A 24191-nucleotide genomic window follows, 5' to 3' on the forward strand; every position below is an offset into this window, starting at 1 on the left:
ACCGACGAGGGTCGCCGGTGATCGCGGTGAAGGCGGGGTTGAGCACGGCGGCCGTCACCGCGTACGCGGCGAGTGCGGCGGTCGCCCGCCTCCCGAGGACGGCCGTGCCGACCAGGCCCGCGACCTGGTTGACGATCATGGAGAGGAAGAGCGGGACCGCCGCCGCGGCGATCGTCCGATGCTGAAGGAGAGGCATGAAAAGCACAATCCCGGATCGCTGAACGGCCCGGGATTCACCTTCAGCTTATCAGCTCGGTGATCACAACATAGCGCTCGTCCTCGACGGCGCGGCCCCACAGGGCGGGGTCGGTGAGCCGCTCGTGGTGGGAGACGCGGGCGCCTGCGGCCCGCAGCGCCTCGGTAAGCTCCTGGGCCGTGACACCGCCGGGCCAGCGCAGCGGCGGAGCGCCGGGCGTGTAGGGGTCGCTCGCCTGGGCGCTCTGCCAGCGTCCTTCGACGAGCACCAGGCGACCGGCCGGGCGCAGCAGGCCGAGCCAGCGGCGCAGCGCCGCCTCGGGATCGGGCAGTGTCCACACCAGGTGGCGGGCCAGGATCACGTCGAACGACGCGCCGGCGGCGACGGGCGGGTCACCCGCGTCTCCCACCAGCAACGGCACGGTGAAGTCCGCTGAGGTCAGCTTCCGCTCCGCCTGCTCGACCATGCGCGGCGACAGGTCGACGCCCGTCGGGCGGTGCCCCTGCCCGGCGAGGAGCAGGGCCAGGGAGCCGGTGCCGCAGCCGAGGTCGAGGACGTCGGAAGGGGCGGCGGGCAGCCATTCGGCCAGCCGGCCCGACCACGCGGCCCGGACCTGGGGGTCGCGCAGCCCGTGGTCGGGCTCGTCGTCGAAGGCGTCGGCCGTAGCGTCCCAGTAGGAGGAGATGGGGGTGAGGTCTGGTGTCGGCATGCGGACAAGGCTCGCAGGCGGCACCGACAGTTCCGGCAGGGCCGGTGTCAGGGCGCTCTCGCCGCGGTGAGATGGTCGTGCAGTTCGGCGTGGCGGAACTGGTAAAAGGGACCCACGGTCCGCAGGACGCCCAGGTGGTGCAGCTCGTGCAGGAAACGCATCAAGCGGAACGGCAGCCGGCCCGATGGCGCGAGGTGCATCAGGGCGATGGTGGACATCAGCCACATATGCTGGCGTTTGTTCACCATGCCTAACGCGATGCCGAAGACGACGCCCATCCCCGCGTGTACGTGAGGCGAGGTGGAAGGCGGCACGAGGGACGCCTCGTTCATGAAGTCGGCGGCGAAGCCGACGGTTGCTCCGAGGAACAGGGCGCCCATCACCTGCACACCGACGAGGCTGCGGTTGACCCGCCACGTGGACTGCGGGGTGACGGCGGCGGTGAACGGCGGGAGCCGGTTCTCGTCCGGCCGGGCGGGTGTCTTCTCCTGCTGCCGCAGCATCCGCACGGTCACATAGCCGAGGCCGAGCGCCGCGAACAGGGCGGCCAGGCCCTGCTTCCAGCCGTACGCGACGAAGGAGTAGGCCACGAACGGCAGGCCGAGGCCGGCCGGCATGATGATGGTCATCTGTCCCACGTCGGACAGCAGGCCGCGGGTGAAGTCCCGCAGCCGTTGCCGCACGCGCAGCGGTGCGAAGTCGGGGGTGCGGGCCGCCTGCGTCGCGGACAGGCCGTAGCAGAGGCCGAAGGCGGCGCCGAAGGCCGGCCCATAGGTCAGCGTGGCGGTCAGCGCGGTGGGGAGCGCGAACACGAGACTGCTCAAACCGCCGATCCAGGTACGGGCGAGCGCGCGCTGTGTCCGGGAGGCGGGCAGTGCCTGGTCGGTCAGCCGCCACCAGGCCAGGTCAGGACCGTCGGCTTCGGCCTGCAGGCGGGCCAGCAGCCGTGTCCATCCGGTGATTCTTGCCGCGTCCCAGGTCGTGGGGCTGATCGTGGTGTGTGCGGTCAGCAGCGCGTCGAGGAGGTTGTCGAGCAGGTGGGCGCGCAGGGCGGCCACGTCGCCTGCGTACTCGGTGACCAGCGGAGCCGGGTCGGCGTCCGGCCGGTCGATGTAGACGGCCCGGACCATCCACAGGCCGAGGGCGGTGGAGGTGATCTCGGCCAGAGCCGGCGCGGTGCCCTCCTTGAGTGCGCGCAGGACCGTGGTCCACGCCGAGGACGCGGAGAGCGCGGGCAGATGGGCACTCAGGTAGTCCGCCGCGACGACGGGGTCGAGCGCCTTGGGCGCGATGACGGCGGCGGCCTTGAGCGGGCGACGCGCGGCGGCGACCGCGTCGCCGTACTCGGTGGTGCGCGAGGTGATGATCAGCTGGTCGCGTTCCATGAGCGTGCCGGACAGTTTCGCGATCACCTTGGCGCGTGCGGGCTCGGGCAGTTCGTCGAGCCCGTCGAGCACGGCCAGGATCGAGCCACGGGCCGCCAGGACGTCGGCGCCGTCCTGCCTGTTGCCAGGTGTGCGCAGGGCGGCGTAGTCGGTGCGCACCCGCTCGGCCACCCAGTCCTGGAACCGTGGGTGGGCCTCGGTGTCCCAGTCGGCGACGGGCAGGAGCACCGGGACCGGCTCGTCGTCGATGCGCGTGCGGATCAGTTCCAGCATGAGCTGGATGGCCAGGGTGGTCTTGCCCGTGCCCCGGCCACCGGTGATGACCAGGCGGCGCCGACGCAGCGATCGGAAGGCCGCGGCGAGCGCCTTGATGTCGTCCGATCGGCCCGCCACCGCCTGCTCGCGGTCGGCGATCAGGTGTGGATGATCCATGAGCTTCGAGCGGCGGGTCATGTGCCAGGAGACCGGAATGGGCGGATCGCCCAGCGAACGCGTCACCACCTCGTCGCTCCACCGCTCCTGCACGAGCTCGGCGAGGACCTTCATCGTGTCGGCGACGCTGCCGGGGGAGGGGGCGAGCACGCGCCCGAACCGCTCGACGACCAGCGCTGACAGCACCGCCACCGCGATGGTGCCGGCGATCCAGGGGCCGCTCCACACGCCGTCGTTGTAGACCTGGTTGGCGGCCACCGACACCATGACCGGCAGGAGCACCGATGACAGCCATAGCAGCCGGATCCGCCAGTTCCACCCGCCCACCATGGAGGCCATCGTAGTGATCGTGACCCGGCGGCGGAGAGCTTCCATTGTTATGCCTCCCCGCGTTCAGTGCTCCGCTGCGAACGTAGGCGGCGACGGGTTGAGGATCTGCAAGGAGGGGCGACAAAGCTATTGATCAGCTGATAAGTCAGTCGTTAGCGTTCGTCGCAACATTGATCTCCCATACTGGTAAAAGAGGCAGTCATGTCCGTGACCGCTAACCTCCGGAGAGCCCTGGCGGTGGCGCTGGCCATCGTCCTCGGGACGACCATGGCGTCGTCCCAGGCGGGCGCCGGCGCGGTGGCCGAGCCCCGGCAACCGAACATCATCTTCTTCCTGGTCGACGACATGTCAGCCGACCTGCTGCCGTACATGGACACCGTGAGCGGCCTGGCGAGGAACGGCACGACGTTCACCGGCTACCACGTGTCCAACTCGCTCTGCTGCCCCTCGCGGGCCTCCATGTTCACCGGTCAGTTCCCGCACAACACCGGCGTGGAGACGAACAAGGGCTCCGACCGCGGCGGTTACGCGGCGTTCGAGCCGCACGAGAGCCGCACGTACGCCGCCTCGCTCGACCGGGCCGGCTACCGGACCGGTTACCTCGGCAAGTACATCAACGAGTATCCGGTGGGCCCCGGCTACAAGGTGCCGGCCGGCTGGGACGAGTGGCACGTCGCCGGAGGCGGCGGCTACAACGAGTTCAAATACCAGCTCACCGGCTACATCAAGGAGGAGTCGGCGGACGACAGACCGCTCGACCCCTCCGGCGGCAAGTACCTGGTGGACGTGCTCGGGCGGCGGGCGGCCGAGTTCATCGAGCGTTCGCGTGAGCACGCGCCCGGCGAGCCGTTCTTCCTCCAGGTCTCGCCGTTCTCTCCGCACGCCAGGGTCGGCGTCAAGCCGGGCGAGAAGGAGCCGCGCTTCCCGCCGGCGCGGCGAGACCGGCCGAAGACCCAGTGGCCGGCAGGGGAGTTCCCGAACGGCGACTGCGGCGGCACCGACTGCGCCACCATCGACGTGTCCGAACTTCCCGCCTTCGACGAGGACACCGCCGACAAGCCGGCGTGGGTACGCCGCGACAAGCTCTCCCCGAAACTCGTCAAGGAACTGCGCAAGGACTTCCGCAACAGGATCCGCATGGTGCAGTCGGTCGACGACATGGTGGAGCGGGTCCTGTCCACGCTGACGGAGGAGGAGAAGCGCACCACGTACGTGGTCTTCACCAGCGACAACGGCTTCCACCTCGGCCAGCATCGCCTGGTGCGCGGCAAGTCCACCGCCTACGACCACGACGTACGGGTGCCGCTGCTGGTCAGACGGCCGGCGACGGGACGGCACGGCGATCTCGTGACCGGCGCGCTCACCCAGAACGTCGACCTGTTCGCGACCTTCCTCGACCTGGCGGGCGCCGACCCGTCGGTGCGCGACAGCCGTGACGGCCGCAGCCTGCTGCCGCTCATCCAGGGCCGCAAGGTCAAGGACTGGCGCGACGCGGCGCTGATCGAGCACGTCAAGCCGGACCCGCAGGCGTCGGGCGCGCCGGACCCCGACGCCGACAGCCTCCAGGCGGGCAACTCCCAGCCGCCGAGCTACGCCGCCGTACGCACCGAGGGCGATCTGTACGTCGAGTACGAGGGCGAGGCGAAGCCCGAGTACTACGACATGGTCGCCGACCCGCACCAGTTGACCAACGACCCCGACCACGCCAGGACCGCGGACCTCGCCAAGGTCCTCGACACCCTGCGCGCCTGCGGCAAGCCCGGCGCCCCTGACTGCTGGACGGCCGCCCGCCTCAGGTGACGACGAGTTCCGCCGCGTCCGGAGGCCTGTACAGGCCTCCCTCGCGCACCGGCCCCCAATCCCCTAGGGAGGTTTCCTAGGGGATTGGGGGCCGGTGGGGCAGGTCGAGATGATGCTGCTGCGCTGGCTGCGCTCCTGGGACCAGCCGCTGACCGCCGCCGCGGGCGCGCACGACCACCACGGCGGCATGCCGGAGACCGGCGTCGAGCAGATCCGGGCGCTCAGGCGGTCGGCCGGCTTCGAGCGCGACCTGCTCGACCTGCTCATCGAGCACCAGGGCGACGCCGTGCGGATGGCGGCCGCGGAGGTGTCGGGCGGGGCGGCCCCGGCCGTCAAGAGGTGGGCCGCCCAGGTGCGCGCGTCGCGCACGGCGCAGATCGGCATGATGCGGGACCTGCTCAGCGGCTGAGCGCCGGACCCCTCACCAGGCATTTTTCGCCGGAAATCGGCCCGGCGTCGTAGACGCCGATGGTAATAAGTGATTAGATCACTTGATATGTCCGAGGTAACGCGGCCCACGCTTTCCGACGCTCTCACCGAGCGCATGCTGGAGCTCATCCGCAAGGGCGGGCACCGGCCAGGCGACAGGCTGCCCTCGACCAGGGAGCTCTCCCAGCGTTTCGCCGTCACCACCCCGACGTTGCGCGAGGCGCTACGCAGACTGGAGGCCACCGGCGCCATCGAGTTGCGGCACGGCTCCGGCATCTACGTGGGCGCCGCCATCGAGCGGCTGGTCCTGCCCAACCCCAACATGCGCGAGGTGCACGCCGCCCAGCTCGTCGAGCTGCTGGGGGCGCGCATCGTCATCGAGCCGCCGCTGGCCGCGATGGCCGCGCAGCGCGCGGAGGGCGACGAACTCGCCGTGCTCAAGGGGGTGCTCGACAAGGCGGGCAAGCACCTGCGCGGCGAGGACGCCGAGCTGCACGAGGCGAACATGTCCTTCCACCGGGCCACCGCGCGGATGGCGGGCAACAGCGTGCTCCACGAGGTCGTCGACTCGCTGCTCCTCGTCCACGGGCCGGAGCAGCGGGAGATCCTGCAGATCTTCGACGACCGGCGTCGCGACTACGAGGAGCACCTGGCGATCCTGGAGGCCATCGAGGCACGCGCCCCGGCCGAGGCCGAGGATCGCATGCGGGCCCATCTGGTCGAGGTCAGGACGGTCATAGAGCACAGGTTGAACCCCCCGGGTTGAACCCCCCGGTTGAACCCCCGATGGAAACAAGGAGGCCGGCCATGTTCCGGTCACGTGTGGTCACGCTCGGCGTGGCGGCGCTCGTCCTGGCCGCCTGTGGTGGCAACGGCGCCGACGCGCCGCAGGAGAAGAAGACCGAGCTGACGCTGTACAACGACAAGGGCGCGTGGACGAAGTATTTCGAGGAGATGGGCGCTGCGTCCAAGCAGAGCATCGGCCTGAGCATCAAGCCGACGGGATACACAGACTCGGCCCAGTACCAGGCGTTCATCAAGGCGTCGTTCCGCACCGACGTCAAACCTGACCTGTTCACCTGGCAGACCGGGGGAATGCTGGAGCAGATCGTCAAGCAGAAGCAGGTGGCCGACACCTCGGCCATCTGGCAGGAGGCGATCAAGGCGGGCGACCTGTCGAAGGACCTTTTGCCCTACTACACGATCGGCGGCAAGCAGTACTGCGTGCCGATGAACGTCGCCTACTGGGGCATGTTCTACAACAAAAGAATCTTCGACAAGTACGACCTGAAGCCCCCGGAGACCTGGGACGACCTCGTCAAGACCGCCGACACGCTGAAGCAGAACGACGTCAAGGCCTTCTACCACACCAGCGTGCTGTTCTCGTTCGTCTGGTTCGAGCAGCTCCTGGCCGGCACCGACCCCGACCTGTACGACCGCCTGTCCACCGGCAGGGCGAAGTACACCGACCCGGGCGTGGTGCAGGTCATGGAGAAGTGGAAGCAACTGATCGACGCCGGCTACTTCATCAACCCGGGCGACAAGACCGACCCCGCCGACGTGCTGAAGAACGGCAAGGCCGCGATGGTGTCGTCCGGCAGCTGGTTCAACACCAGCATGACGCAGCGCGACCTGAAGGCCGGCGAGGACTACGACTTCTTCGTCATCCCCAACCTCAACCCGGCGCTGCCCAAGACCTCGATGATCTTCGAGAGCGGGCCGCTGTGCTCGCTGACGAAGGCGGCCGACCCCGAGGCCGGCACGAAGTACCTCAAGTGGTGGACGACCGCGGAGGCCCAGGAGAAGTGGGCGACGAGCCGGGGTGACGTGAGCGCCAACCCGAAGGTGGAGATCGACGACAAGGCGCTCGGCGCCGTCACCAAGGACGCGGGCAGCGGAAAATACCGCCTGGTCAACCGCTACTTCGAGGCCACGCCGCCGCCCGTGCTGACGGCCGCGCTCGACGGGTTCAGCAAGTTCGTCACCCAGCCCGGCTCGTACAAGGAGGTGCTGGAGACCATCCAGCAGGCCGCCGACGAGTACTGGAGCACGCAGTAGTGAGCGCGGCCAGGAGCACGCGTGGTCCCATGCTCGGCCGCTTCAGGCACGGTTACGTCGCGCCGGCCGCTCTCCTGGTCGCGGGGCTGCTCTACGCGCCGTTCCTGTGGACGGCCTACCTGAGCCTGACCCGCTACGACGGCCTTGAGCCGCCGACGTGGATCGGGCTGCGCAACTTCACCAAGCTGTTCGACGACCCGGCGCTGCTCACCTCGACCCGCAACACGCTCATCTGGGTGGTCGGCACGATGGTGCTGCCGGTCGGGCTCGGGCTGCTGGTGGCGGTCCTGTCGTACGACCTGAGGGGCGGCGCGTGGTACCGCCTGCCGTTCATGTTGCCGTACGCGCTGAGCGGCGCGGGGCTCGCCATGGTGTGGAGCCCGATCCTGTCGCACGGCGGGATCGCCAACCTGATGCTCGGCGTGGACACCGCGTTCCTGCAGGACGCGCCCGCCAACACCGTCGCCATGCTGCTGGTCTGGACGTGGCAGCAGCTCGGCGTCAACACGCTGCTGTTCGTGGTGGGCCTGCAGTCGATCCCCAAGGACCCCATCGAGGCCGCCCGGCTCGACGGCGCCTCCGGGTGGCGGTTGTTCCGGCACGTCATCTGGCCGCTGATGAGGCCGCTGACGGCCGTCGTGGTGGGGCTCGCGCTGGTGGCCGGGCTGAAGACGTTCGACATCGTGTGGGTGCTGACGCAGGGCGGGCCCGGCCGCAACTCGGAGACCCTCGCGGTGACGATGTACAAGGAGACGTTCGTGGCCAGCGAATACGGCTACGGTTCCGCGGTGGCCGTCATGCTGACGGTGGTCACGGGGCTGGCGTCGTACCTCTATCTCAAGAGGCAGGTGACCGCCACATGATCAGGCGTGCCGTGCTCGTCCTGCTCGGGCTGGTCTGGATCGGGCCGACGTACCTGCTGCTGGTCAACGCCGCGCGCCCGGCCGGGTCGTACGATCCGGGCAGCGCGTGGGTGCCGTCCGGCGACTTCGCGCTGTTCGAGAACTTCGGACGGGCGCTGGAGGGCGCCGACCTGACCCAGAGCCTGGCCAGCACCGCGCTCTACAGCGCCGTCTCGCCGCTGCTCGGCGTGCTCGTGGGCGCGCTGGCCGGCTACACGATCGTGGTGCTGCGGCTGAAGTACGGGTTCTGGTGGTTCCTGCTGATCTTCGGCGGCACGATCTTCCCCTCGCAGATGTTGCTCGTGCCGCTCTTCGTCGGCTACAGCGACGCCGGCCTGTACGACTCCAGGCTCGGCATGATCCTCATCTACACGGCGATCAACGTGCCGCTGGCCGCGTTCGTGCTGCGCAACTTCTACTCCGGCGTGGCGTTCTCGATCTTCGAGGCCGCCCGGATGGACGGCGCGTCCACGTGGCGGATCTTCTGGCGCATCTACCTGCCGATCTCGGCCAGCGCGCTGACCGCCGTGTTCATCCTCGAGTTCACCTTCATCTGGAACGACCTCATCTTCGGCCTGACGCTGACGCAGACCGAGGAGGTGCGGCCCGTGATGACCGCCATCGCCGGCCTCATGACCGACGTGTACGCCGGAACCCCGGTGCCCGTCGGCCTGGCGGCGGGCCTCGTGGTCTCGCTGCCGACGGTCGTGTTGTTCCTCGCCACCCAGCGCCTCTTCGCCAGGGGCCTGTCTCTAGGGAGTTTTTGATGACGAGCCGGTTGCTCCAGCAGAGTCTGGGCAGTCCCGACTACGACGGGATCAGGCAGGCGCTGCGCGACGACACCTCGACACCGGTGATCAGCGTGCGCGGGCTGGAGGTGCGGGTCTCGGTGTTGCCGCTGTTCACCCACGACGGCCGCCAGGCGGTCAGGGTGTCCAGCACCCGGCCGCTGACCCACACGCTGGCGGACGCGGAGAACGAGCTCGACAGCGCGTCGGGCGGCGACGTGACGCTGCTGGTGCCGGAGGTGGACGCGCCCCGCGAGCTGACGCTGGAGTGCCGCGACGACGCGGGCGTGGTCGGCTCGGCCCAGGTCACGGTGACGCCGCAGCGCAAGTGGAGCGTGTTCGTCGTGCACCACTCCCACCTCGACATCGGCTACACCGACCCGCAGGGCACGGTGCTCCGCCACCACCTCGACTACCTGGACGCGGCGCTTCGCCTGGCCGAGGAGACCTCGTCCTGGCCGGACGACGCCAAGTTCCGGTGGAGCGTCGAGTCGTCGATGCCGGCGCTGAAGTGGCTTGACGCGCGGCCGCCCGAGCTGGTCGAGCAGTTCGCCGCGCGGGCCCGCGAGGGCGTCATCGAGGTGACGGCGCTGCCGTTCCAGCTGCACACCGAGGCCTGCTCGACCGAGGAACTGCACCGGCAGCTCCGCTTCACCTCCCAGCTCAAGGACCGGTACGGCTTCGCCACCACGTCCGCGATGCACACCGACGTGCCGGGCGCGGTGGTCGGCCTGGTCGACGCGCTCAGCGCGCACGGCGTGCGCTACCTGGCGGCGGCCCACAACTGGGCCGGGCGTTCGGTGCCCTACCTGCACGGCGGTGACAAGCTGACCAGGCCGTTCCGATGGCGAGCGCCGAGCGGCAACGAGGTCGTCGTGTGGTTCACGGACACGCCGCACGGCATGGCGTACATGGAGGGCAACACGGTCGGGCTGACCGACTCCTTCGAGTTGGCCGACGACCTGCTGCCGCGCTACCTGTCGGCGCTGGCCACGCGTGGTTACCCGTACGGGCCGGGCACCTTCGGCTGGCAGGGGCCCGACGCGCCCAAGGAGCCGTACGAGCTGGACGTGCTGCACCTGCGGGTGCAGGGCGCGCACGCCGACAACGCGGGCCCGTCGATCGTGCCGGCGTCGATCGCCCGCAGGTGGAACGAGCAGTGGGCCTACCCGCGCCTGCGCTCGGCCGCCAACAAGGACTTCTTCGAGCACGTCGAGGAGCGTTACCTCGACCGGCTGGCCGTGCACGAGGGCGACTGGACCGACTGGTGGGCCGACGGGCTCGGCTCGGGCGCGCGCCCGCTCGGCTACGTGCGCAGGGCGCAGTCGGCGCTGCGGGCGGCCGAGACGCTGCACACGCTGGCCGGCGAGGACGCCACCGAGGAGATCGACGCCGCCTACGACAAGGTCGCGCTGTTCAACGAGCACACCTGGGGCGCGGCCAACCCGTGGGAGGACGCCGAGGAGGCGGGCGACTCGGGCGGCCTGCAGTGGACACGCAAGTCGTCGGGCGCCTACCAGGCCCAGGACGACGCGTCCGACCTGCTGCACGCGGCGACCCGCAGGTTCGCCGCCGCGCTGACGAGGGCCGGCGGCGAGGAGGGCACGGGCGGGGCACTGGCCGCGTTCGCCGTCTTCAACCCCGGCACGCGGGCGCGCACCGACGTCGTACGCGCGTTCCTGCCCAGGGACGTGGTGGGCGTGGACGTGCCGATCGAGCTGGTGGACGCCCGGACCGGGCGCACGCTCCCGCACCACGAGGAGCTGGTCGACCCGGTGGACTGGCCGACCAGGCCGATCGGACGGCACGTGCACGCGGTCGTCGAGGACATCCCGGGCTACGGCTACGCGCGCCTCGACGTCGTGCCCGGCCAGACCCAGGCCCCCGAGCCGGTCGAGCTGGGCCCGGACGGGGTCATCGAGAACGAGTTCTACCGGGTCGCGTACGACGTGCGCGAGGGCTACGTCAGCTCGATCTTCGACAAGAGGGCGGGCCGCGAGCTGGTCAACGGCGAGGCCGCGGCGGGCTTCGGCCAATACGTCTACGACCAGTACGCCACCGCCCCGCATTTCAACCACATGTCCGGACACGTGGGGGCGCATGACCGCACCCTGCTCGGCGACCGCGCCGTCGGCAGGAACGCCGTCATCACCGAGGTCCAGCGCACCGCCGTGGGCGAGAAGCTCGTCGTGGAGCTGCGGGCCAAGGGCGTCGACTGGCTGCGCACCACGATCGAGGTGCACAACGGCGTGCCCAGGGTCGACCTGACCTACCAGCTCGCCAAGCAGGGCACCTCCTCCAAGGAGGCGGTGTTCCTGGCCTTCCCGTTCGCCGCGGGCCAGGCCACGGCCTGGGAGCTGACCGGCGGCGTGGGCGGTCCCGACGTGCCGCGGGTGCCGGGTTCGGCCGAATACATGCTGCCGATCCGGCACTGGATAGCGTTCGAGGACTCGGAGCTGACCATCGCCTGGGCCACGCTCGAAGCGCCGCTGGTGCAGCTCGGCACCATCCACATGCCGTACGCGCCGTTCCCGCCGACCCTCGACCAGGAGGACGGCACGGTCTACTCGTGGGCGCTCAACAACATCTGGGACACGAACTTCCCCGCCCAGCAGCAGGGCGAGACGACGTTCCGCTACGCGGTCACCAGCGAGGCCGGAACAGGGGACAGACGGCTCGGGGCGGCGGTGGCCTCGGGACTAACCGAGCCGTTCGTCGGCGCGCTCATCGGCGACGGCCCGGCCGCCGGCCGGACGTACGTCTCCGTCGACCACCCCGACGTGCTCGTCACGTCGCTCGGCCGGTCGGGTGACGAGCGGGTGGTGCGGCTGCAGTCGCTGGCCGCCGAGCCGGTGGAGGCCACTGTCACGCTGCCGGGCCTGAGCTCGGCCCGCGGGCTGGACGTGGTCGACGAATCGGTCAAGGTACGGCTGCCCGCGTGCGGGGTGGCCGTCGTCAGGGGGACGTGCGCGTGAAGATCGTTGACATCAGGGCCACGACGGTCGCGGTCCCGCTGGAGGCGCCGCTGCGGCACAGCAACGGCGCGCACTGGGGGCGGTTCGTCCGCACGATCGTCGAGGTGGAGGCCGACAACGGGCTGATCGGCCTGGGGGAGATGGGCGGCGGCGGCGAGAGCGCGGAGGCGGCCTTCCGCGCGCTCATGCCGTACCTCGAAGATCATGATCCTTTCCAGCTTGAGGCGCTGCGTTTCAAGATCGCCAACCCGACGGCCTCGCTCTACAACAACCGCACCCAGCTGCTGGCCGCCATCGAGTTCGCCTGCGTCGACCTCATCGGGCAGCACCTCGGCGTGCCCGCCAGCGACCTGCTGGGCGGGCGCGTGCGCGACGCCGTCCCGTTCGCCTCCTACCTGTTCTTCCGGTACGCCGCCGAAGGCCACGCCGAGATCCGCACGCCCGGCCAGCTCGTCGAGCACACCGCGCGGCTCAAGGCGGCGCACGGGTTCACCGTGCACAAGCTCAAGGGCGGCGTGTTCCCGCCGGACCACGAGCTGGAGTGTTACCGGGCGCTGGCCGAGGCGTTCCCCGGCGACCGGCTCAGGTACGACCCGAACGCCGTGTTGTCGGTGGCGGAGGGCCTGCGTTTCGGCCGGGCCATCGAAGGGCTGAACAACGACTACCTTGAGGACCCGGTCTGGGGGCTGGAAGGGCTCAGAGCCGTGCGCGAGCAGGTCAGGGTGCCGCTCGCGACCAACACGGTCGTGGTCAACTTCGAGCAGCTCGCCTCCAACGTGCTGCGCAGGGCCGCCGACGTGGTGCTGCTCGACACGACCTTCTGGGGCGGCATCCGGCCGTGCGTGAAGGCGGCCGGCGTCTGCGAGACGTTCCAGGTCGGCGTGGCCGTGCACTCGTCGGGCGAGCTCGGCATCCAGCTCGCGACCATGTTGCACCTCGGCGCCGTGCTGCCGAACCTCACCTACTCCGCCGACGCGCACTACCACCAGCTGCGCGACGACGTGATCGAGGGCGGCAAGATGGCGTACTCGGAGGGCGCCATCGCCGTGCCGGACGGCCCGGGGCTGGGCGTGCGGCTCGACAGGGACCGGGTGGCGCAGTACGCCGAGCTCTACCGCGAGATGGGCGGCTACCCGTACGACCGCGACCCCGGCAGGCCCGGCTGGTACGCGACCGTGCCGAACGCACGGTTCGCCGACCCCTCCGTGTCTGTCGAGGTAACGCCATAATGGTGCCTTATGTCTGAACCCTCGCGGCCCGCTCCGCCCGCCGACAACCTGGTCACCACCTCCCACGCCCTGCCGTCAGGGGAGCGCTACACCGCCACCGCCGGCACGATGGTGCTGCGCGAGGAGGTCTTCACCGACGGCGCCTTCGACGGCCTGCGCCCGAAGGCCGAGATGTTCGTCACCGCGTACACGCTGGAGGGCGCCGACCCGCTGAGCCGGCCGGTGACGTTCGCCTTCAACGGCGGGCCCGGCTCGTCGAGCGTGTGGCTGCACCTCGGCGTGCTCGGGCCGCGCCGGGTCGTCATGGGGGACGCGGGGGCGCTCCTGCCTCCCCCGTACGGCCTGGCCGACAACGAGGAGAGCTTGCTGACGGTGAGCGACCTGGTCTTCATCGACCCGGTCTCCACCGGCTACTCGCGGGCGGCCGAGGGGGAGAAGCCGGAGCCGTACCACGGGTTCACCGGAGACCTGGAGTCGGTCGGCGAGCTCATCAGGTTGTGGACCACGAGAAACGACCGGTGGATGTCGCCGAAGTTCCTCGCGGGCGAGTCGTACGGCACGGTCAGGGCTGCCGGGCTGGCCGAGCACCTGCAGTCGCGCTACGGCATGTACATCAACGGCTTGATGCTGATCTCCTCGGTGCTCGACTTCATCACCGGCGAGTTCAACCAGGGCAACGACCTGGCCCACGTCCTCTACCTGCCGACGTACGCGGCCATCGCCCACTACCACGGCCTGCACGGCGACCGGCCGCTGGCCGACGTGCTGCGCGAGGCCGAGGAGTTCGCCGAGCGCGACTACCCTTGGGCGCTGGCCCGCGGCAGCCGGCTCGCCCCCGACGAGCGCGCCTCGGCTGTGGCCAGGATCGCCGCGCTGACGGGACTCACCGAGGACTACGTCGACCGGGTGGACCTGCGGATCGAGCACATCCGGTTCTTCACCGAACTGCTGCGCCCGCGCCGCCAGGTCGTCGGCCGCCTCGACGGGCGCTTCACCGGGTGGGATCCCGACGCGGGGCGGGAACACTTCTTCGCCGACCCCAGCATGAACGCGATCATGGGGCCGTACAGCGCCGCGCTCAACCACTACCTGCGGGCGGAACTCGGCTACGCCAACGACCTGCCGTACGAGGTGCTGACCTCGCGCGTGCGGCCGTGGTCGTACAAGGAGTTCGAGGGCGCGCACGTCGCCGTCACCGACAAGCTGGCCGCCGCCATGCGCGCCAACCCGCACCTTCGGGTGCACGTGGCCTGCGGCTACCACGACGGCGCGACCCCCTACTACGCCGCCGAGCACGCCGTCGCCCACCTGCCGGTGCCCACGGAACTGGCCGCCAACGTCGAGTTCAAGTACTACGAGGCCGGCCACATGATGTACGTCCACGAGCCCAGCAGGCTGCGCCAGTCAGCCGACCTCGCCGCTTTTGTGCTGGGCGAGCAGGCCTGAAGCCCGTTTCAGCCGCTGCTTGAGGTTGGAGCGGAGAGCGGCGAACCGCCGGGGATTGTCGGCGATCACGGCCTGCTGGAGCTCGGCGTCGGCTCCGTACCAGGCCAGGACGAGCCCCGACGACCACTTGCACCTGGTGTCGGCGGTCGCCGTCCGCTTCTCCTCCTCGGTGACCGCCGGATCGTCCAGGTTCCAGCGACCGTCGGCGATGGCCGCCTCGGGCGACGGGTAGGAGTGGCCGGCCTGGCGCATGCACGACTGCCAGCGTTTGACCGCCTCCTTCACCGTGGGATCCTTGGCGGCCTGCTCCAGCGTGAGCGAGTCCTGCAGCGAGAACCACGGCCAGTCCGCCTTGCGCGCCCCCTTGTCCAGGGCCTGCGTCGCCCGGTCGAGGCAGCCGCGGTCGGCGGCCGTGCCGTACAGGCGGTGGCGGACCGGCCTGGGCAGCTTGGCGGCCCACGCGCCGGTCGTGTCGGGCGAGGGCGGCCTGGCCAGGTGGTAGCCGTACTGCTTGGCCGCCTCGATGTCCGTGACACCGTAACGGCGGGAGTTGCCGGGATCGACCGCGGCGATCTCGGCGGCGTCCTCGGCGGGTGGGGTGACGGTGCTGCCCCGCTCGCGCATGCACTGGACGACGAGATGGTTGTGGGCATTGCCCAGAACGGCCCGCTGCTCGGGAGTGGTCTTGTAGGCGTCGAACGGCAGCACCAGCTGCGTCATCGCGGTGCTGTCCTGGTCGGGCGACGCGGGCGCGGCTGGCTCGTCGGCGGCGCAGGCCGCGGCTGACGCCACCAGCAGCAGCGCGCTCGCGAGGAGTCCCCGGCGACCGGTTTCCGGCGGCCAAGCCCGGAAACCGGCACTCCCGTCAATTCTCAGCGGCACCAGATGTCGATCGCGCTGGTGCGGTTGTTGCCGATGGCGTTGTTCGACAGGTAGCCGTCGTTCGAGTTGTGCGTGAACGTGCTGTGCGCGCCGGTGTAGCCGGGGTGCTGCCAGAGGGTGGCGCTGCAGCCGACCCGGTTCCTGACCGAGCTGGTCTCGTTGTCCATGCTGTGCCAGGTGTTGCTGAAGTCCCAGTTCAGCCAGTTGTTGTCGGCAAGGTTGGAGTCGTCCTTGACGAAGTCACGCCAGTGGTCGATCTGGCCACGGTTGTAGTCGAAGCCCGCGTACAGGCAGACACGACCGCCGTAGCAGGTCGAGCGGGGGCTCGCCACCGCGGCAGCCGCGGGGGCGACCACGGTGAACATCGCGGCCACGGCGACGATGCCGGCGGCCTTCCTGGATAGCCTCACAGGTCTCTCCTCGATCGGTGAGTCGTTTTCGACCTCGGTAACTTAGCGTGCCGAATCGAACACGAGTCGTTGTGACTCGCCGATCCACAAGGGCTGCGCGCCCGTGCAAGGTCGCGTGCCCTGGCTCGCCGACTCACTCGTATCAGGCCTGTGACATGGGCTTTCGTCGCGTTGACGGAACTGTTGCCGGCTCTGGTGCGCCGGTGGAGGAACCCGTGGCCTCCCCTCTACCTACTCGGGCAGCGCCGCCGGGTTCTGGGCGAGCAGCCCGCCGTCCACGCGGTGCTCGGCCCCGGTGATGAACGACGCGCGCGGGCCCGCGAGGAACGCCACCATCTCGGCCACCTCCTCGGGCCTGCCCACGCGGCCCAGCGGGTGAGACGTGCCCCACTGCGCGACCTGTTCCGCCTGCGACAGCTCGCCGCGCCACAGGTCGGCCGCCCAGCGCAACATCGGCGTGTCCACCGAGCCGGGGCAGACCACGTTCACCCTGATCCCGTCGGCCGCGTGGTCGAGCGCCATGGCCCTGGTCAGGCCGTTCAGCGCGGCCTTGCTCGCGGTGTAGGCGGCCACCTGGGCCTGCGAGGAGAACGCCTGGACCGACGACATGACCACGATCGAGCCGCCGCCGCGGGCCCGCAGCCTCGGGACGGCGGCTTTGCACGTGAGATAGACGCCTTTGAGGTTGATGTCGAGCACCTCGTCCCAGACCTCTTCAGGGGTGTCCTCGACCGTGCCGTAACGCTGCACGCCCGCGCACGTCACCACGATGTCGAGCCCGCCGAACCTGGCCACGGCCAGGTCCACGAGATCGCGCATGGCGCCGGCGCTGCGCACGTCGGCGATCCTGCCGACGACGTGCTCGCTGTCGAGCTCGGCGTCCTTGTCGGCGCCGCAGAAGACCACGGACGCGCCGCCGTCGGCCAGCCGGTCGACCACCGCCCGCCCGATGCCCATCGAGCCGCCCGTGACCAGCGCGACCTTCCCGCCGAACTCGCTACTCATGCCAGCACCTCCGCGCGCAACCGCAGTTCTTTCGTCTCGTGAGGATCAAGGGTGAGGGCCGTGCCGTTGGCCACGGCGGCGGCCAGGCCGTCGGTGGGCATGCTGGAGAAGGGCTCAAGGCCGACCGTGTAGGCCCGCCCCCACCAGGGGTGATCGGTGGACGCCCCGAGCTCCTGCCACATCCACAGGTACGGCAGGACCGTGGCGTCCCATTCCACCCGCATACCGATGTCCCCAGAAATCTCGTACCAACCCTCGTCGAAGCCGGTCAGGTACACGATGTCGCTCGGCGTACCCCGTTCCGGCACCACGCTCAGGTCCGTCTCGCCGCCGCCGTCCGCCGGCACCACGGGCCACTGCCAGGGCCCGCCCGCCCTGACCCGCCGCCCTCCCGGGCCGATCGCGCTCTCGTGCGGGATCACGGTGACGCCCTCGGGCAGCGTGATCGTGGCGCCGGGGCGCAGGAACGGCAGGCCGTACACGATGTGCTGGCCCCACATGGCGTGCAGCGGGAGGTCCGACTCGTTGGTGGCCCGTCCTTCGATCTCCAGCGCCGCCGTGCCCGAGCGCAGCCGGAAGACCTTCTCCACCAGGTACGGCAGCCGCCGCGTGCGTACGCGCAGGCGTACGGCGACCTCGGTCTCGGAGTCGGCCACGACCTCGCACTCCCACGGGAGCCCCGAGACCTCGCCGTGCTGCGCCAGCCGCGCGCCCCGGTATTCGCTCGGAGCGCCGCCGTTGGGGAAGACCTCCTGCCAGCCGCCCTCGTAGTGGTCGACGAACTGGGCGACGTCGTCGGCCGCGCCCTGGAGGTGGTCGCGCGGGTTGCGAAGTCCCTGCGGGGAGAGCCAGACGAGGTCGGTGTCGGTGGCTTTGTGCAGGAACTCCACCACGTCGCCGCCCTTGTCGGGCACGACGGTCACGCGCAGCCGTTCGTTCTCCAGCACGACCGCCCGCAGCCCGTCGATCGTGATGTACCGCAGGCGGGCCGCCCAGTTACGTCTCACTCGAAGGTCACATCCAGGAACCGGGGCCGGTAGATCGTCACGTCACGGTAGTGGTCGGTGTTCACGAAGCTGTTGACGTTGTACGAGATCACGAGCCCGTTGCCCTTGACGTCGGGATGGGCGTGGGCGTTGTAGGTGAAGACGTCGCCCTTGGTCTCGGGGGTCGTGTAGACGTGCTGCTTGCCGGTGAACGGGCCGGACGGGGAGCAGGAGGAGTAGGCGACGATGGTGGGGCTGAGCTCCTCGGTGGTGTCATGAGTGATCAGGACATATCCGGATCCGACCTTGCTGACGCTGTACTCGTTCGCCACCCCGCTCATCACCCGCGCCGAGTCGGCCTCGTCGGGCGACCAGGTGCCGTCGGCCTTGAGATACTCCCAGTGGCCCAGCAGGCTCTGCCCCTTGACCCTGGCGACGTGCATGTACTTCGGCGACCCGAGGTCCTCGACGCCGTAGACGTAGGTGTACCCGCCGTCCTTGAGCGTCGCCGAGGCCCACGAGACGCCGTGCCCCGAGGGCAGGTCGTGCACGCTGATCGGCTCGTCGAGCCGCCCGGGGGCGAACCTGGCCACCACGTTGCGGTGCCAGCGCCAGTCCCACGCGCCCTCGCCGAACCGCTCGTACTCCTGGTAGGTGACCTCCACGATCTCGCCGGCCAGCGTCGCGTCACCGGCCCAGAACCAGTGGTCCTCGTCGCGCGGCGGCATCACGGCGGTCGGCTTCTCCGGGGTGCCGTCGTGGATCGTGGACAGCCTGCCGTCGCGCTCGACGGCGAACGTGTTGTTGAGGAAGACGGTCGTGCCGCCCTCCTCGACCACGGGCGGCCGCGAGCCGTCCGGGTCGACCTGGCCGAGGAAGGTGTCGGAGAAGATCCACAGGTCCTTCCCGCCGGGCAGCTTGAGCGAGTAGGTGCCGTCGGCGCCCGTCCAGTCGTCGAGGCGGCTGTTGTCGTTGCCGTAGGCGGTGAACAACCTGGTCAGGCGGGCGTTCGTGGAGGCGCCGGCGACGGTCGGCGCGCACTCGGAGGCGGCGGTGGCCTGCCGCTCCTGTGGCGCCGCCGAGTGCGCCGGCCGGGGAGGCGCGGCCCAGACCGGCTGCGGCACGGCCGTCAGGCCGGTCAACGCGATGGCGAGGGGTGCGAGGGCGGAGCGGAATCGCGTCATCACTGGTCCTTGGGGGAGGAGACTCCCTACAGTTCTAGTCATTAGATCACTTACTGTCTAGAGTCTCCGTATTCCATCCGAATTCCATCCGAAATCTGAGGCCGCCACCACTACAGTGACGCCCGGGTGCTGATCACAGCAGAACGGATGGTGATGATGTCCTCGCACATGCCGGTCACCCGTCGGGGTTTGCTCAGAATCGGGGCGGGCGCCGCCCTCACGGCCGTGGCGGGCGCGACAACCGCCTCAGCCGCCGCGGCCGCCTGGGCCGGGGGCCGCTTCCAGCTGACCGCCCCCTCCAGCCCGCTCATCTGGAGGAAGGCGCTGCGCGACGAGACCGTGCTGCAGTCGTTCTCCTTCGACAACGACAACGGTCACATCTACACCGTCCAGGTGAAGAACGGCGGCGGGTCCAACGCCGCGGGTGACCTGTGCCTGACCAAGCTGAGCCTGAGCGGCTCGGTTCTCGGCCACATGTACCTCATGGGCTTCGGCCACGGCGTGCAGATCGGGGTCGAGCCGTCGGGGAGTTCGGCGTACCTGTGGACCGAGACCGACGCCGTGAGCGACGGCGACTCCGCCAGGGGAAGCAGGCTGGCCCGCTTCAAGTTCGTCAACGGGCAGACGCTGACGAGGTCGTCGTCGGCGCTCACCAAGTTCAGTCCGATCTCAGGAGCGGTGAACACCACCTGCGCGACGGACCCCTCGACCGGCCGGCTGGTCATGCGCTACCACGACGGCAGCTCTTTCCGCTTCGCTGTGTTCTCGCTGGCCGCGCTCAAGTCGGGCTCGGCCGACCCGATCCACGACGTGCCGCAGATGTCGGGTCTGGGCACCTTCCAGGGGTACGCCCCCTACGGCGACTACGTGTACATCCTGACCGGCAACGCCTACAGTGACGACAACCCGCCGCCCGGCAACTCGTTCATCACGTGCCTCGACCTTCGCACGGGAGACCGCGTCCAGCGGGCGCGCACCGAGGCGGGCAGGTCGCTCGACTTCCGTGAGCCGGAGGGCATGGCCATCCAGCTCACCTCCGGCGGTCCCCGCCTGTGCCTGGGACTCGCCTCGGGCGTACCGAAGGCGCGCAAGGCCAGCATCTTCTACAAGACCGAGTTGATCTGAGCGGCCGGAAAAGGTGATGCTCCGTCACGAACGGGCCGGGTAGCCTGCGCAGCATGGGCCACGTCGAAGTAGGACATCTGACATACGTGCTGCCCGACGGGCGGCCCCTGCTCAACGACGTGTCCTTCCGGATCGGCGAAGGCGTGAAGGCGGCGCTGGTCGGGCCCAACGGCGCGGGCAAGACCACGCTCATGCGGCTGATCGCCGGCGACCTTCAGCCGGTCGAGGGCAGCGTGGCGGGCTCGGGCGGGCTGGGCGTGATGCGTCAGTTCATCGGCAGCGTGCGCGACGGCAGCGACGTGCGTGCCCTGCTGCTGGGTGTCGCACCGCCCGCCGTCCGGCAGGCGGCCGGGCGGCTCGACGAGGCCGAGCTGGCGATGATGGAGCGCGACGACGAGAAGACGCAGATGCGTTACGCGCAGGCCATCAGCGACTACACCGACGCCGGCGGCTACGAGATCGAGGTGCTCTGGGACACCTGTACGGTCGCCGCGCTCGGCATTCCGTACGAACAGGTGAAATATCGCGACGTGGCCACCCTGTCGGGCGGCGAGCAAAAGCGCCTGGTCCTGGAGGCGCTGCTGCGCGGCCCCGACCAGACCCTGCTGCTCGACGAGCCCGACAACTACCTCGACGTGCCCGGCAAGGAGTGGCTGGAGCAGCAGCTCAGGGAGACGCCGAAGACGGTGCTGCTGGTCAGCCACGACCGCCAGCTGCTGGCCAACGCGGCCGACCGCATCATCACCGTGGAGTCCGGCGGCATCTGGATCCACGGCGGCGGGTTCGCCACCTACGCCGAGGCGCGCAGGGCGCGCAACGAGCGGCTCGACGAGCTGCGCAGGCGCTGGGACGAAGAGCACGCCAAGCTCAGGGCCCTGGTCAACATGCTGAAGAACAAAGCCCGCTACAACGACGGCATGGCCCCCGCCTACCACGCCGCCCAGACGCGGCTGCGCAAGTTCGAGGAGGCGGGGCCGCCGGAGGTGGCGCCGGCCGAGCAGAACATCACGATGCGGCTGCGCGGAGGCCGCACGGGCAAGCGCGCGGTGATCTGCGAAGGTCTGGAGCTCAGCGGGCTGATGAGCCCGTTCGACCTGGAGGTCTGGTACGGCGAGCGCGTCGCGGTGCTCGGCTCCAACGGCTCGGGCAAGTCCCACTTCCTGCGCCTGCTGGCGGGCGAGCAGGTCCGCCACGAGGGCGTGGCCCGACTGGGCGCCCGCGTCGTGCCGGGGCACTTCGCCCAGACACACGCCCGTCCCGAGCTGCTCGGCCGCACGCCTGTCGAGATCGTCATGACCGAGCACGCCCGGCTGAAGAACGAGGCGATGAAGACGCTGGCCCGCTACGAGCTGGCGGGCAGGGCCGCCGAGCAGCGCTTCGAGTCGTTGTCGGGCGGGCAGCAGGCACGCCTGCAGATCCTGCTGCTGGAGTTGTCGGGCGCCACGCTGCTGCTGCTCGACGAGCCGACCGACAACCTCGACCTGGCCAGCGCCGAGGCGCTGCAGGCGGGGCTGGACGCGTTCGACGGCACGGTGGTGGCGGTCACCCACGACCGCTGGTTCGCCACCGACTTCGACCGTTTCCTGGTCTTCGGCTCCGACGGCACGGTCTACGAGTCGCCCGAGCCGGTCTGGGACGAAGCCAGGGTCGTGCGCCCGCGTTGAGGGACCCGCGTTAAAGACTTGGTACGGCAGGCGCGTGTCTCCTGCCATCCGTGCCCATGCACGGGTTATCACGGCAAAGTGATCCCGCGTAGCCGAACCGTCAGCCTCCTCGCACTCGGGGCGATCTGCCTCACCGGGTGCGCGAGCGAGGAACAACCCGTCCAAGAGCTCAAGCCGCTCGCGCTCAAGGAGCAGGTCTCCAATATCGTCAAGTCCGCCGACGGGTACGCCGTCAACTGGGCCGGCGTGCTCAGCAACGCCAACCCGTGGCACTTCGGCGAGCACGTGGTGGCCACGATCGTCGGACAGGACACCAAGGGCGCCGAGGTGGTCAGGATGGACCAGCCGCTCGACGCCGTGCCGCCGGGCGGGTCGCTGGCCTTCACCGGCCAGGCCACCGCCACCCAGAAGCCGGCCAAGGTGACGATCCAGTACCGTCCGGCGCAGTGGCGGCTGGCGGCGCGGATCCCGTCGGCGTTCCGTGAGTTTCCTATCACCCGGACCCAGACTCTGCGCCAGAAAGACGGCTCATACCTTATTACCGGATATGTGGATAATCCCTATCGTACGGCGGCGAGCAGTCTTGTCGTCAATGCTCTCCTGCGCGACAAAACGGGCAAACTCCTGGCCGGTGGCAGCACGTTCGTGGACGACGTGAAGGCGGGCCGCCCCCCGCGCTTCATCCTCACCGTGTCGGGGGTGCCCCCGCGCGCCAAGGTGGCCAAGACCGAGATCACCGCGCGGACCTGGGGATCGACCGGCCGCCCTTACGAGGATCTGGCGCTCGGGGGCGCTCTGCCGGTGCACACGGTCAAGCCGACGACCGAGCCGTTCGCGGTGGACCGGAGCACCGAGATCGTCAGCAAGTATAAGCAATGATTTTCTACCTCAAAGCTCGATAAATCTAGTCGCAGGGGGCTATCGCGAATATTCATGAGGAACCGGAACATGCCGCCCGACAAGCCATGCCACCGGCGCGGAAATGGTGGAACTACTAGTTACCGATCCATTACCTTCGGTCACATGGATGACCGCGTTCTGGTGGAAGCCCTTCGTGCCCGCGACACCGACGCCGTGGCCGCTCTCTACGACGCACACGCGGAGAGCATCTACCGCTACTGCTGGTCCCTCCTCATGAGTGCCGACAGTGCGCAGGTGGCGCTCCGGGACACGCTGATCGCGGCCGAGGCGCACGCCGACGCGCTGGCAGAGCCGGAGCGGCTGCGCACCTGGCTGTACGCGCTGGCCCGCGCCGAATGCCTCCGGCGCAGGGCCTGCGCGCCGCCCGGCCCCGCGCAGGCGCTCGCCGAGGCACCGCCGCTGGACGACCCGGCCGATGCCGACCTGCGGGTCATGGCGTGGAACGCGGTCCACGGCCTGCCCGTCACCGACCGCGAGGCGCTGGAGCTGGCCTACCGGCACGAGCTGCCCACCACCGAGCTCGCCCAGGTCCTCGCGCTCCCGCCGCGCCAGGTGGAGCAGGTCATGGAGGAGGCCCGTGAACGACTCGGCGGCGCGATCACGGCCGAGATCCTCGCCAGGAAGGGCCCGTACGACTGCCCCACGCGCGCCCGCATCCTCGCCGGCTTCTCCGGCGAGCTGACCCAGGACATGCGCGAGCACCTGGTCAGGCACCTGTCGCGCTGCGAGACCTGCGCGCCCCACCGCGACCGCGAGGTGTCGGCGCCCAAGGTCTACGCGCTGCTGCCGGCCGTGGCGCTGCCGCAGCCGCTGCGGGTCAGGGTCCTGAGCTGCTTCGGCGACCCGGAGTTGCTGCCCTACCGGCGCTACGTCGCCAGGCGGACCAGCGGCCTTGGAGCCGCCGGGTTTCCCGTTCCCGCGGACAAGGGCGCTGGAAGGTGGCCTCAGGCGCTGGCGGGTGCGCTGGCGGCGGTCGCGGCCGTGGTGGCGATAGCGGTGATCTTCCAGCAGATCGGCAGGGACAACGGCGGCCTGTCGGGCGTCGCGACGGCGGCCTTCCCCCCGACGGGCGAGCCGCCCGGCATCAGACTGCCCTGGCAGGGCGAGCCGAAGAATCTTCCCGTCACCGTGGTGCCCATCGTCGACGCCACGACCATGCGCCCCCTCGGCGTCACGGAGTCACCCGGGTTGCCGCCGCCCCTGGTCATCCCCTCACCCGCGCCCCTGCTGCCCTCGCCGACCGGCGGCCCGCCGCCGTCGCCCGGCCCGTGGCCCACCTGGCAGGGCCGACCGCCCGACCGCCCGCCGACGCACGCCGGCCCGGCGGAGCCGTCC

Annotated in this window: 21 protein-coding genes; 14 read left to right on the top strand and 7 right to left on the bottom strand. The window is 70.0% G+C overall.

The window, feature by feature from the left end; genetic code table 11:
* Positions 1-17 precede the first annotated feature (17 nt).
* Positions 18-185 carry a hypothetical protein gene (locus E1267_RS44165; protein ID WP_165959526.1) on the top strand — a complete coding sequence of 56 codons (168 nt, stop codon included), beginning with the start codon at positions 18-20 and terminating at the stop codon, positions 183-185.
* Positions 186-239: 54 nt separating this feature from the next.
* Here E1267_RS44165 and E1267_RS09150 read toward each other — a convergent pair whose 3' ends face one another.
* Positions 240-905, bottom strand: coding sequence for a class I SAM-dependent methyltransferase (locus E1267_RS09150; protein WP_132331739.1), 666 nt, complete (start codon positions 903-905; stop codon positions 240-242).
* Between the two features lie 47 nt (positions 906-952).
* Positions 953-3097, bottom strand: coding sequence for an NACHT domain-containing protein (locus E1267_RS09155; RefSeq protein WP_132331741.1), 2145 nt, complete (start codon positions 3095-3097; stop codon positions 953-955).
* Between the two features lie 156 nt (positions 3098-3253).
* On the opposite strand from E1267_RS09155, the gene E1267_RS09160 reads away from it, so the two are divergent.
* The 9 genes from E1267_RS09160 (at position 3254) to E1267_RS09200 (ending at position 14679) form a co-directional block, all read left to right on the top strand.
* Complete coding sequence (locus E1267_RS09160) at positions 3254-4852, top strand: sulfatase family protein (RefSeq protein ID WP_132331743.1); 1599 nt, start codon at positions 3254-3256, stop codon at positions 4850-4852.
* Between the two features lie 94 nt (positions 4853-4946).
* Entirely contained in the window at positions 4947-5261 is a 315-nt protein-coding gene (locus tag E1267_RS09165; protein ID WP_132331745.1) for a DUF305 domain-containing protein, read from the top strand.
* 87 nt (positions 5262-5348) lie between these two features.
* Positions 5349-6047: a FadR/GntR family transcriptional regulator gene (locus tag E1267_RS09170; RefSeq protein WP_132331747.1), complete on the top strand. Its 699-nt coding sequence runs from the start codon at positions 5349-5351 to the stop codon at positions 6045-6047.
* Positions 6048-6088: 41 nt separating this feature from the next.
* A complete protein-coding gene (locus tag E1267_RS09175; RefSeq protein ID WP_132331749.1) occupies positions 6089-7339 on the top strand; it encodes an ABC transporter substrate-binding protein in 1251 nt (416 codons plus the stop codon).
* Positions 7340-7368: 29 nt separating this feature from the next.
* Positions 7369-8202 carry a carbohydrate ABC transporter permease gene (locus E1267_RS09180; protein ID WP_132331751.1) on the top strand — a complete coding sequence of 278 codons (834 nt, stop codon included), beginning with the start codon at positions 7369-7371 and terminating at the stop codon, positions 8200-8202.
* Positions 8199-9008, top strand: a complete 810-nt coding sequence (locus E1267_RS09185) for a carbohydrate ABC transporter permease (protein WP_132331753.1) — start codon at positions 8199-8201, stop codon at positions 9006-9008. Before E1267_RS09180 ends, E1267_RS09185 begins: the two co-directional genes overlap by 4 nt.
* A complete protein-coding gene (locus tag E1267_RS09190; RefSeq protein WP_132331755.1) occupies positions 9008-12004 on the top strand; it encodes a glycoside hydrolase family 38 N-terminal domain-containing protein in 2997 nt (998 codons plus the stop codon). The genes E1267_RS09185 and E1267_RS09190 overlap by 1 nt, the downstream gene beginning before the upstream one ends.
* A complete protein-coding gene (locus E1267_RS09195; RefSeq protein WP_132331757.1) occupies positions 12001-13233 on the top strand; it encodes an enolase C-terminal domain-like protein in 1233 nt (410 codons plus the stop codon). Before E1267_RS09190 ends, E1267_RS09195 begins: the two co-directional genes overlap by 4 nt.
* A gap of 9 nt (positions 13234-13242) precedes the next feature.
* Positions 13243-14679, top strand: coding sequence for a S10 family peptidase (locus E1267_RS09200; protein ID WP_132331759.1), 1437 nt, complete (start codon positions 13243-13245; stop codon positions 14677-14679).
* Here E1267_RS09200 and E1267_RS09205 read toward each other — a convergent pair.
* The 5 genes from E1267_RS09205 to E1267_RS09225 form a co-directional block, all read right to left on the bottom strand.
* Complete coding sequence (locus E1267_RS09205; RefSeq protein WP_132331761.1) at positions 14638-15471, bottom strand: hypothetical protein; 834 nt, start codon at positions 15469-15471, stop codon at positions 14638-14640. The genes E1267_RS09200 and E1267_RS09205 overlap by 42 nt on opposite strands.
* A gap of 80 nt (positions 15472-15551) precedes the next feature.
* Positions 15552-15971 carry a peptidase inhibitor family I36 protein gene (locus tag E1267_RS09210; RefSeq protein ID WP_132331763.1) on the bottom strand — a complete coding sequence of 140 codons (420 nt, stop codon included), beginning with the start codon at positions 15969-15971 and terminating at the stop codon, positions 15552-15554.
* A gap of 231 nt (positions 15972-16202) precedes the next feature.
* On the bottom strand, positions 16203-16976 hold the full coding sequence (locus E1267_RS09215; protein ID WP_132331765.1) for an SDR family NAD(P)-dependent oxidoreductase: 774 nt from the start codon (positions 16974-16976) through the stop codon (positions 16203-16205).
* A complete protein-coding gene (locus E1267_RS09220) occupies positions 16973-17983 on the bottom strand; it encodes a DUF4432 family protein (RefSeq protein WP_132331767.1) in 1011 nt (336 codons plus the stop codon). Before E1267_RS09220 ends, E1267_RS09215 begins: the two co-directional genes overlap by 4 nt.
* On the bottom strand, positions 17980-19146 hold the full coding sequence (locus E1267_RS09225) for a glycoside hydrolase family 183 protein (RefSeq protein WP_132331769.1): 1167 nt from the start codon (positions 19144-19146) through the stop codon (positions 17980-17982). Before E1267_RS09225 ends, E1267_RS09220 begins: the two co-directional genes overlap by 4 nt.
* A gap of 189 nt (positions 19147-19335) precedes the next feature.
* Here E1267_RS09225 and E1267_RS09230 point away from each other — a divergent pair, with 189 nt between their 5' ends.
* From E1267_RS09230 to E1267_RS09245, 4 genes are all read left to right on the top strand, one after another.
* A complete protein-coding gene (locus E1267_RS09230; RefSeq protein WP_220449392.1) occupies positions 19336-20271 on the top strand; it encodes a phage baseplate protein in 936 nt (311 codons plus the stop codon).
* A gap of 53 nt (positions 20272-20324) precedes the next feature.
* On the top strand, positions 20325-21935 hold the full coding sequence (locus tag E1267_RS09235; RefSeq protein ID WP_132331771.1) for an ABC-F family ATP-binding cassette domain-containing protein: 1611 nt from the start codon (positions 20325-20327) through the stop codon (positions 21933-21935).
* Positions 21936-22013: 78 nt separating this feature from the next.
* Positions 22014-22814 carry a hypothetical protein gene (locus tag E1267_RS09240; RefSeq protein WP_132331773.1) on the top strand — a complete coding sequence of 267 codons (801 nt, stop codon included), beginning with the start codon at positions 22014-22016 and terminating at the stop codon, positions 22812-22814.
* Between the two features lie 144 nt (positions 22815-22958).
* A partial coding sequence (locus E1267_RS09245; protein ID WP_132331775.1) for an RNA polymerase sigma factor occupies positions 22959-24191 on the top strand: 1233 nt, incomplete at its 3' end.

Source organism: Nonomuraea longispora, assembly GCF_004348345.1.
In the GTDB taxonomy this organism is placed as follows: domain Bacteria; phylum Actinomycetota; class Actinomycetes; order Streptosporangiales; family Streptosporangiaceae; genus Nonomuraea; species Nonomuraea longispora.

What these genes read in the sequence shown, in the direction of transcription:
- E1267_RS09150 (WP_132331739.1), bottom strand. Translation starts at nt 905, where the DNA reads ATGCCGACACCAGACCTCACCCCCATCTCCTCCTACTGGGACGCTACG.
- E1267_RS09155 (WP_132331741.1), bottom strand. Translation starts at nt 3,097, where the DNA reads ATGGAAGCTCTCCGCCGCCGGGTCACGATCACTACGATGGCCTCCATG.
- E1267_RS09160 (WP_132331743.1), top strand. Translation starts at nt 3,254, where the DNA reads ATGTCCGTGACCGCTAACCTCCGGAGAGCCCTGGCGGTGGCGCTGGCC.
- E1267_RS09170 (WP_132331747.1), top strand. Translation starts at nt 5,349, where the DNA reads ATGTCCGAGGTAACGCGGCCCACGCTTTCCGACGCTCTCACCGAGCGC.
- E1267_RS09175 (WP_132331749.1), top strand. Translation starts at nt 6,089, where the DNA reads ATGTTCCGGTCACGTGTGGTCACGCTCGGCGTGGCGGCGCTCGTCCTG.
- E1267_RS09180 (WP_132331751.1), top strand. Translation starts at nt 7,369, where the DNA reads ATGCTCGGCCGCTTCAGGCACGGTTACGTCGCGCCGGCCGCTCTCCTG.
- E1267_RS09185 (WP_132331753.1), top strand. Translation starts at nt 8,199, where the DNA reads ATGATCAGGCGTGCCGTGCTCGTCCTGCTCGGGCTGGTCTGGATCGGG.
- E1267_RS09190 (WP_132331755.1), top strand. Translation starts at nt 9,008, where the DNA reads ATGACGAGCCGGTTGCTCCAGCAGAGTCTGGGCAGTCCCGACTACGAC.
- E1267_RS09200 (WP_132331759.1), top strand. Translation starts at nt 13,243, where the DNA reads ATGTCTGAACCCTCGCGGCCCGCTCCGCCCGCCGACAACCTGGTCACC.
- E1267_RS09215 (WP_132331765.1), bottom strand. Translation starts at nt 16,976, where the DNA reads ATGAGTAGCGAGTTCGGCGGGAAGGTCGCGCTGGTCACGGGCGGCTCG.
- E1267_RS09225 (WP_132331769.1), bottom strand. Translation starts at nt 19,146, where the DNA reads ATGACGCGATTCCGCTCCGCCCTCGCACCCCTCGCCATCGCGTTGACC.
- E1267_RS09235 (WP_132331771.1), top strand. Translation starts at nt 20,325, where the DNA reads ATGGGCCACGTCGAAGTAGGACATCTGACATACGTGCTGCCCGACGGG.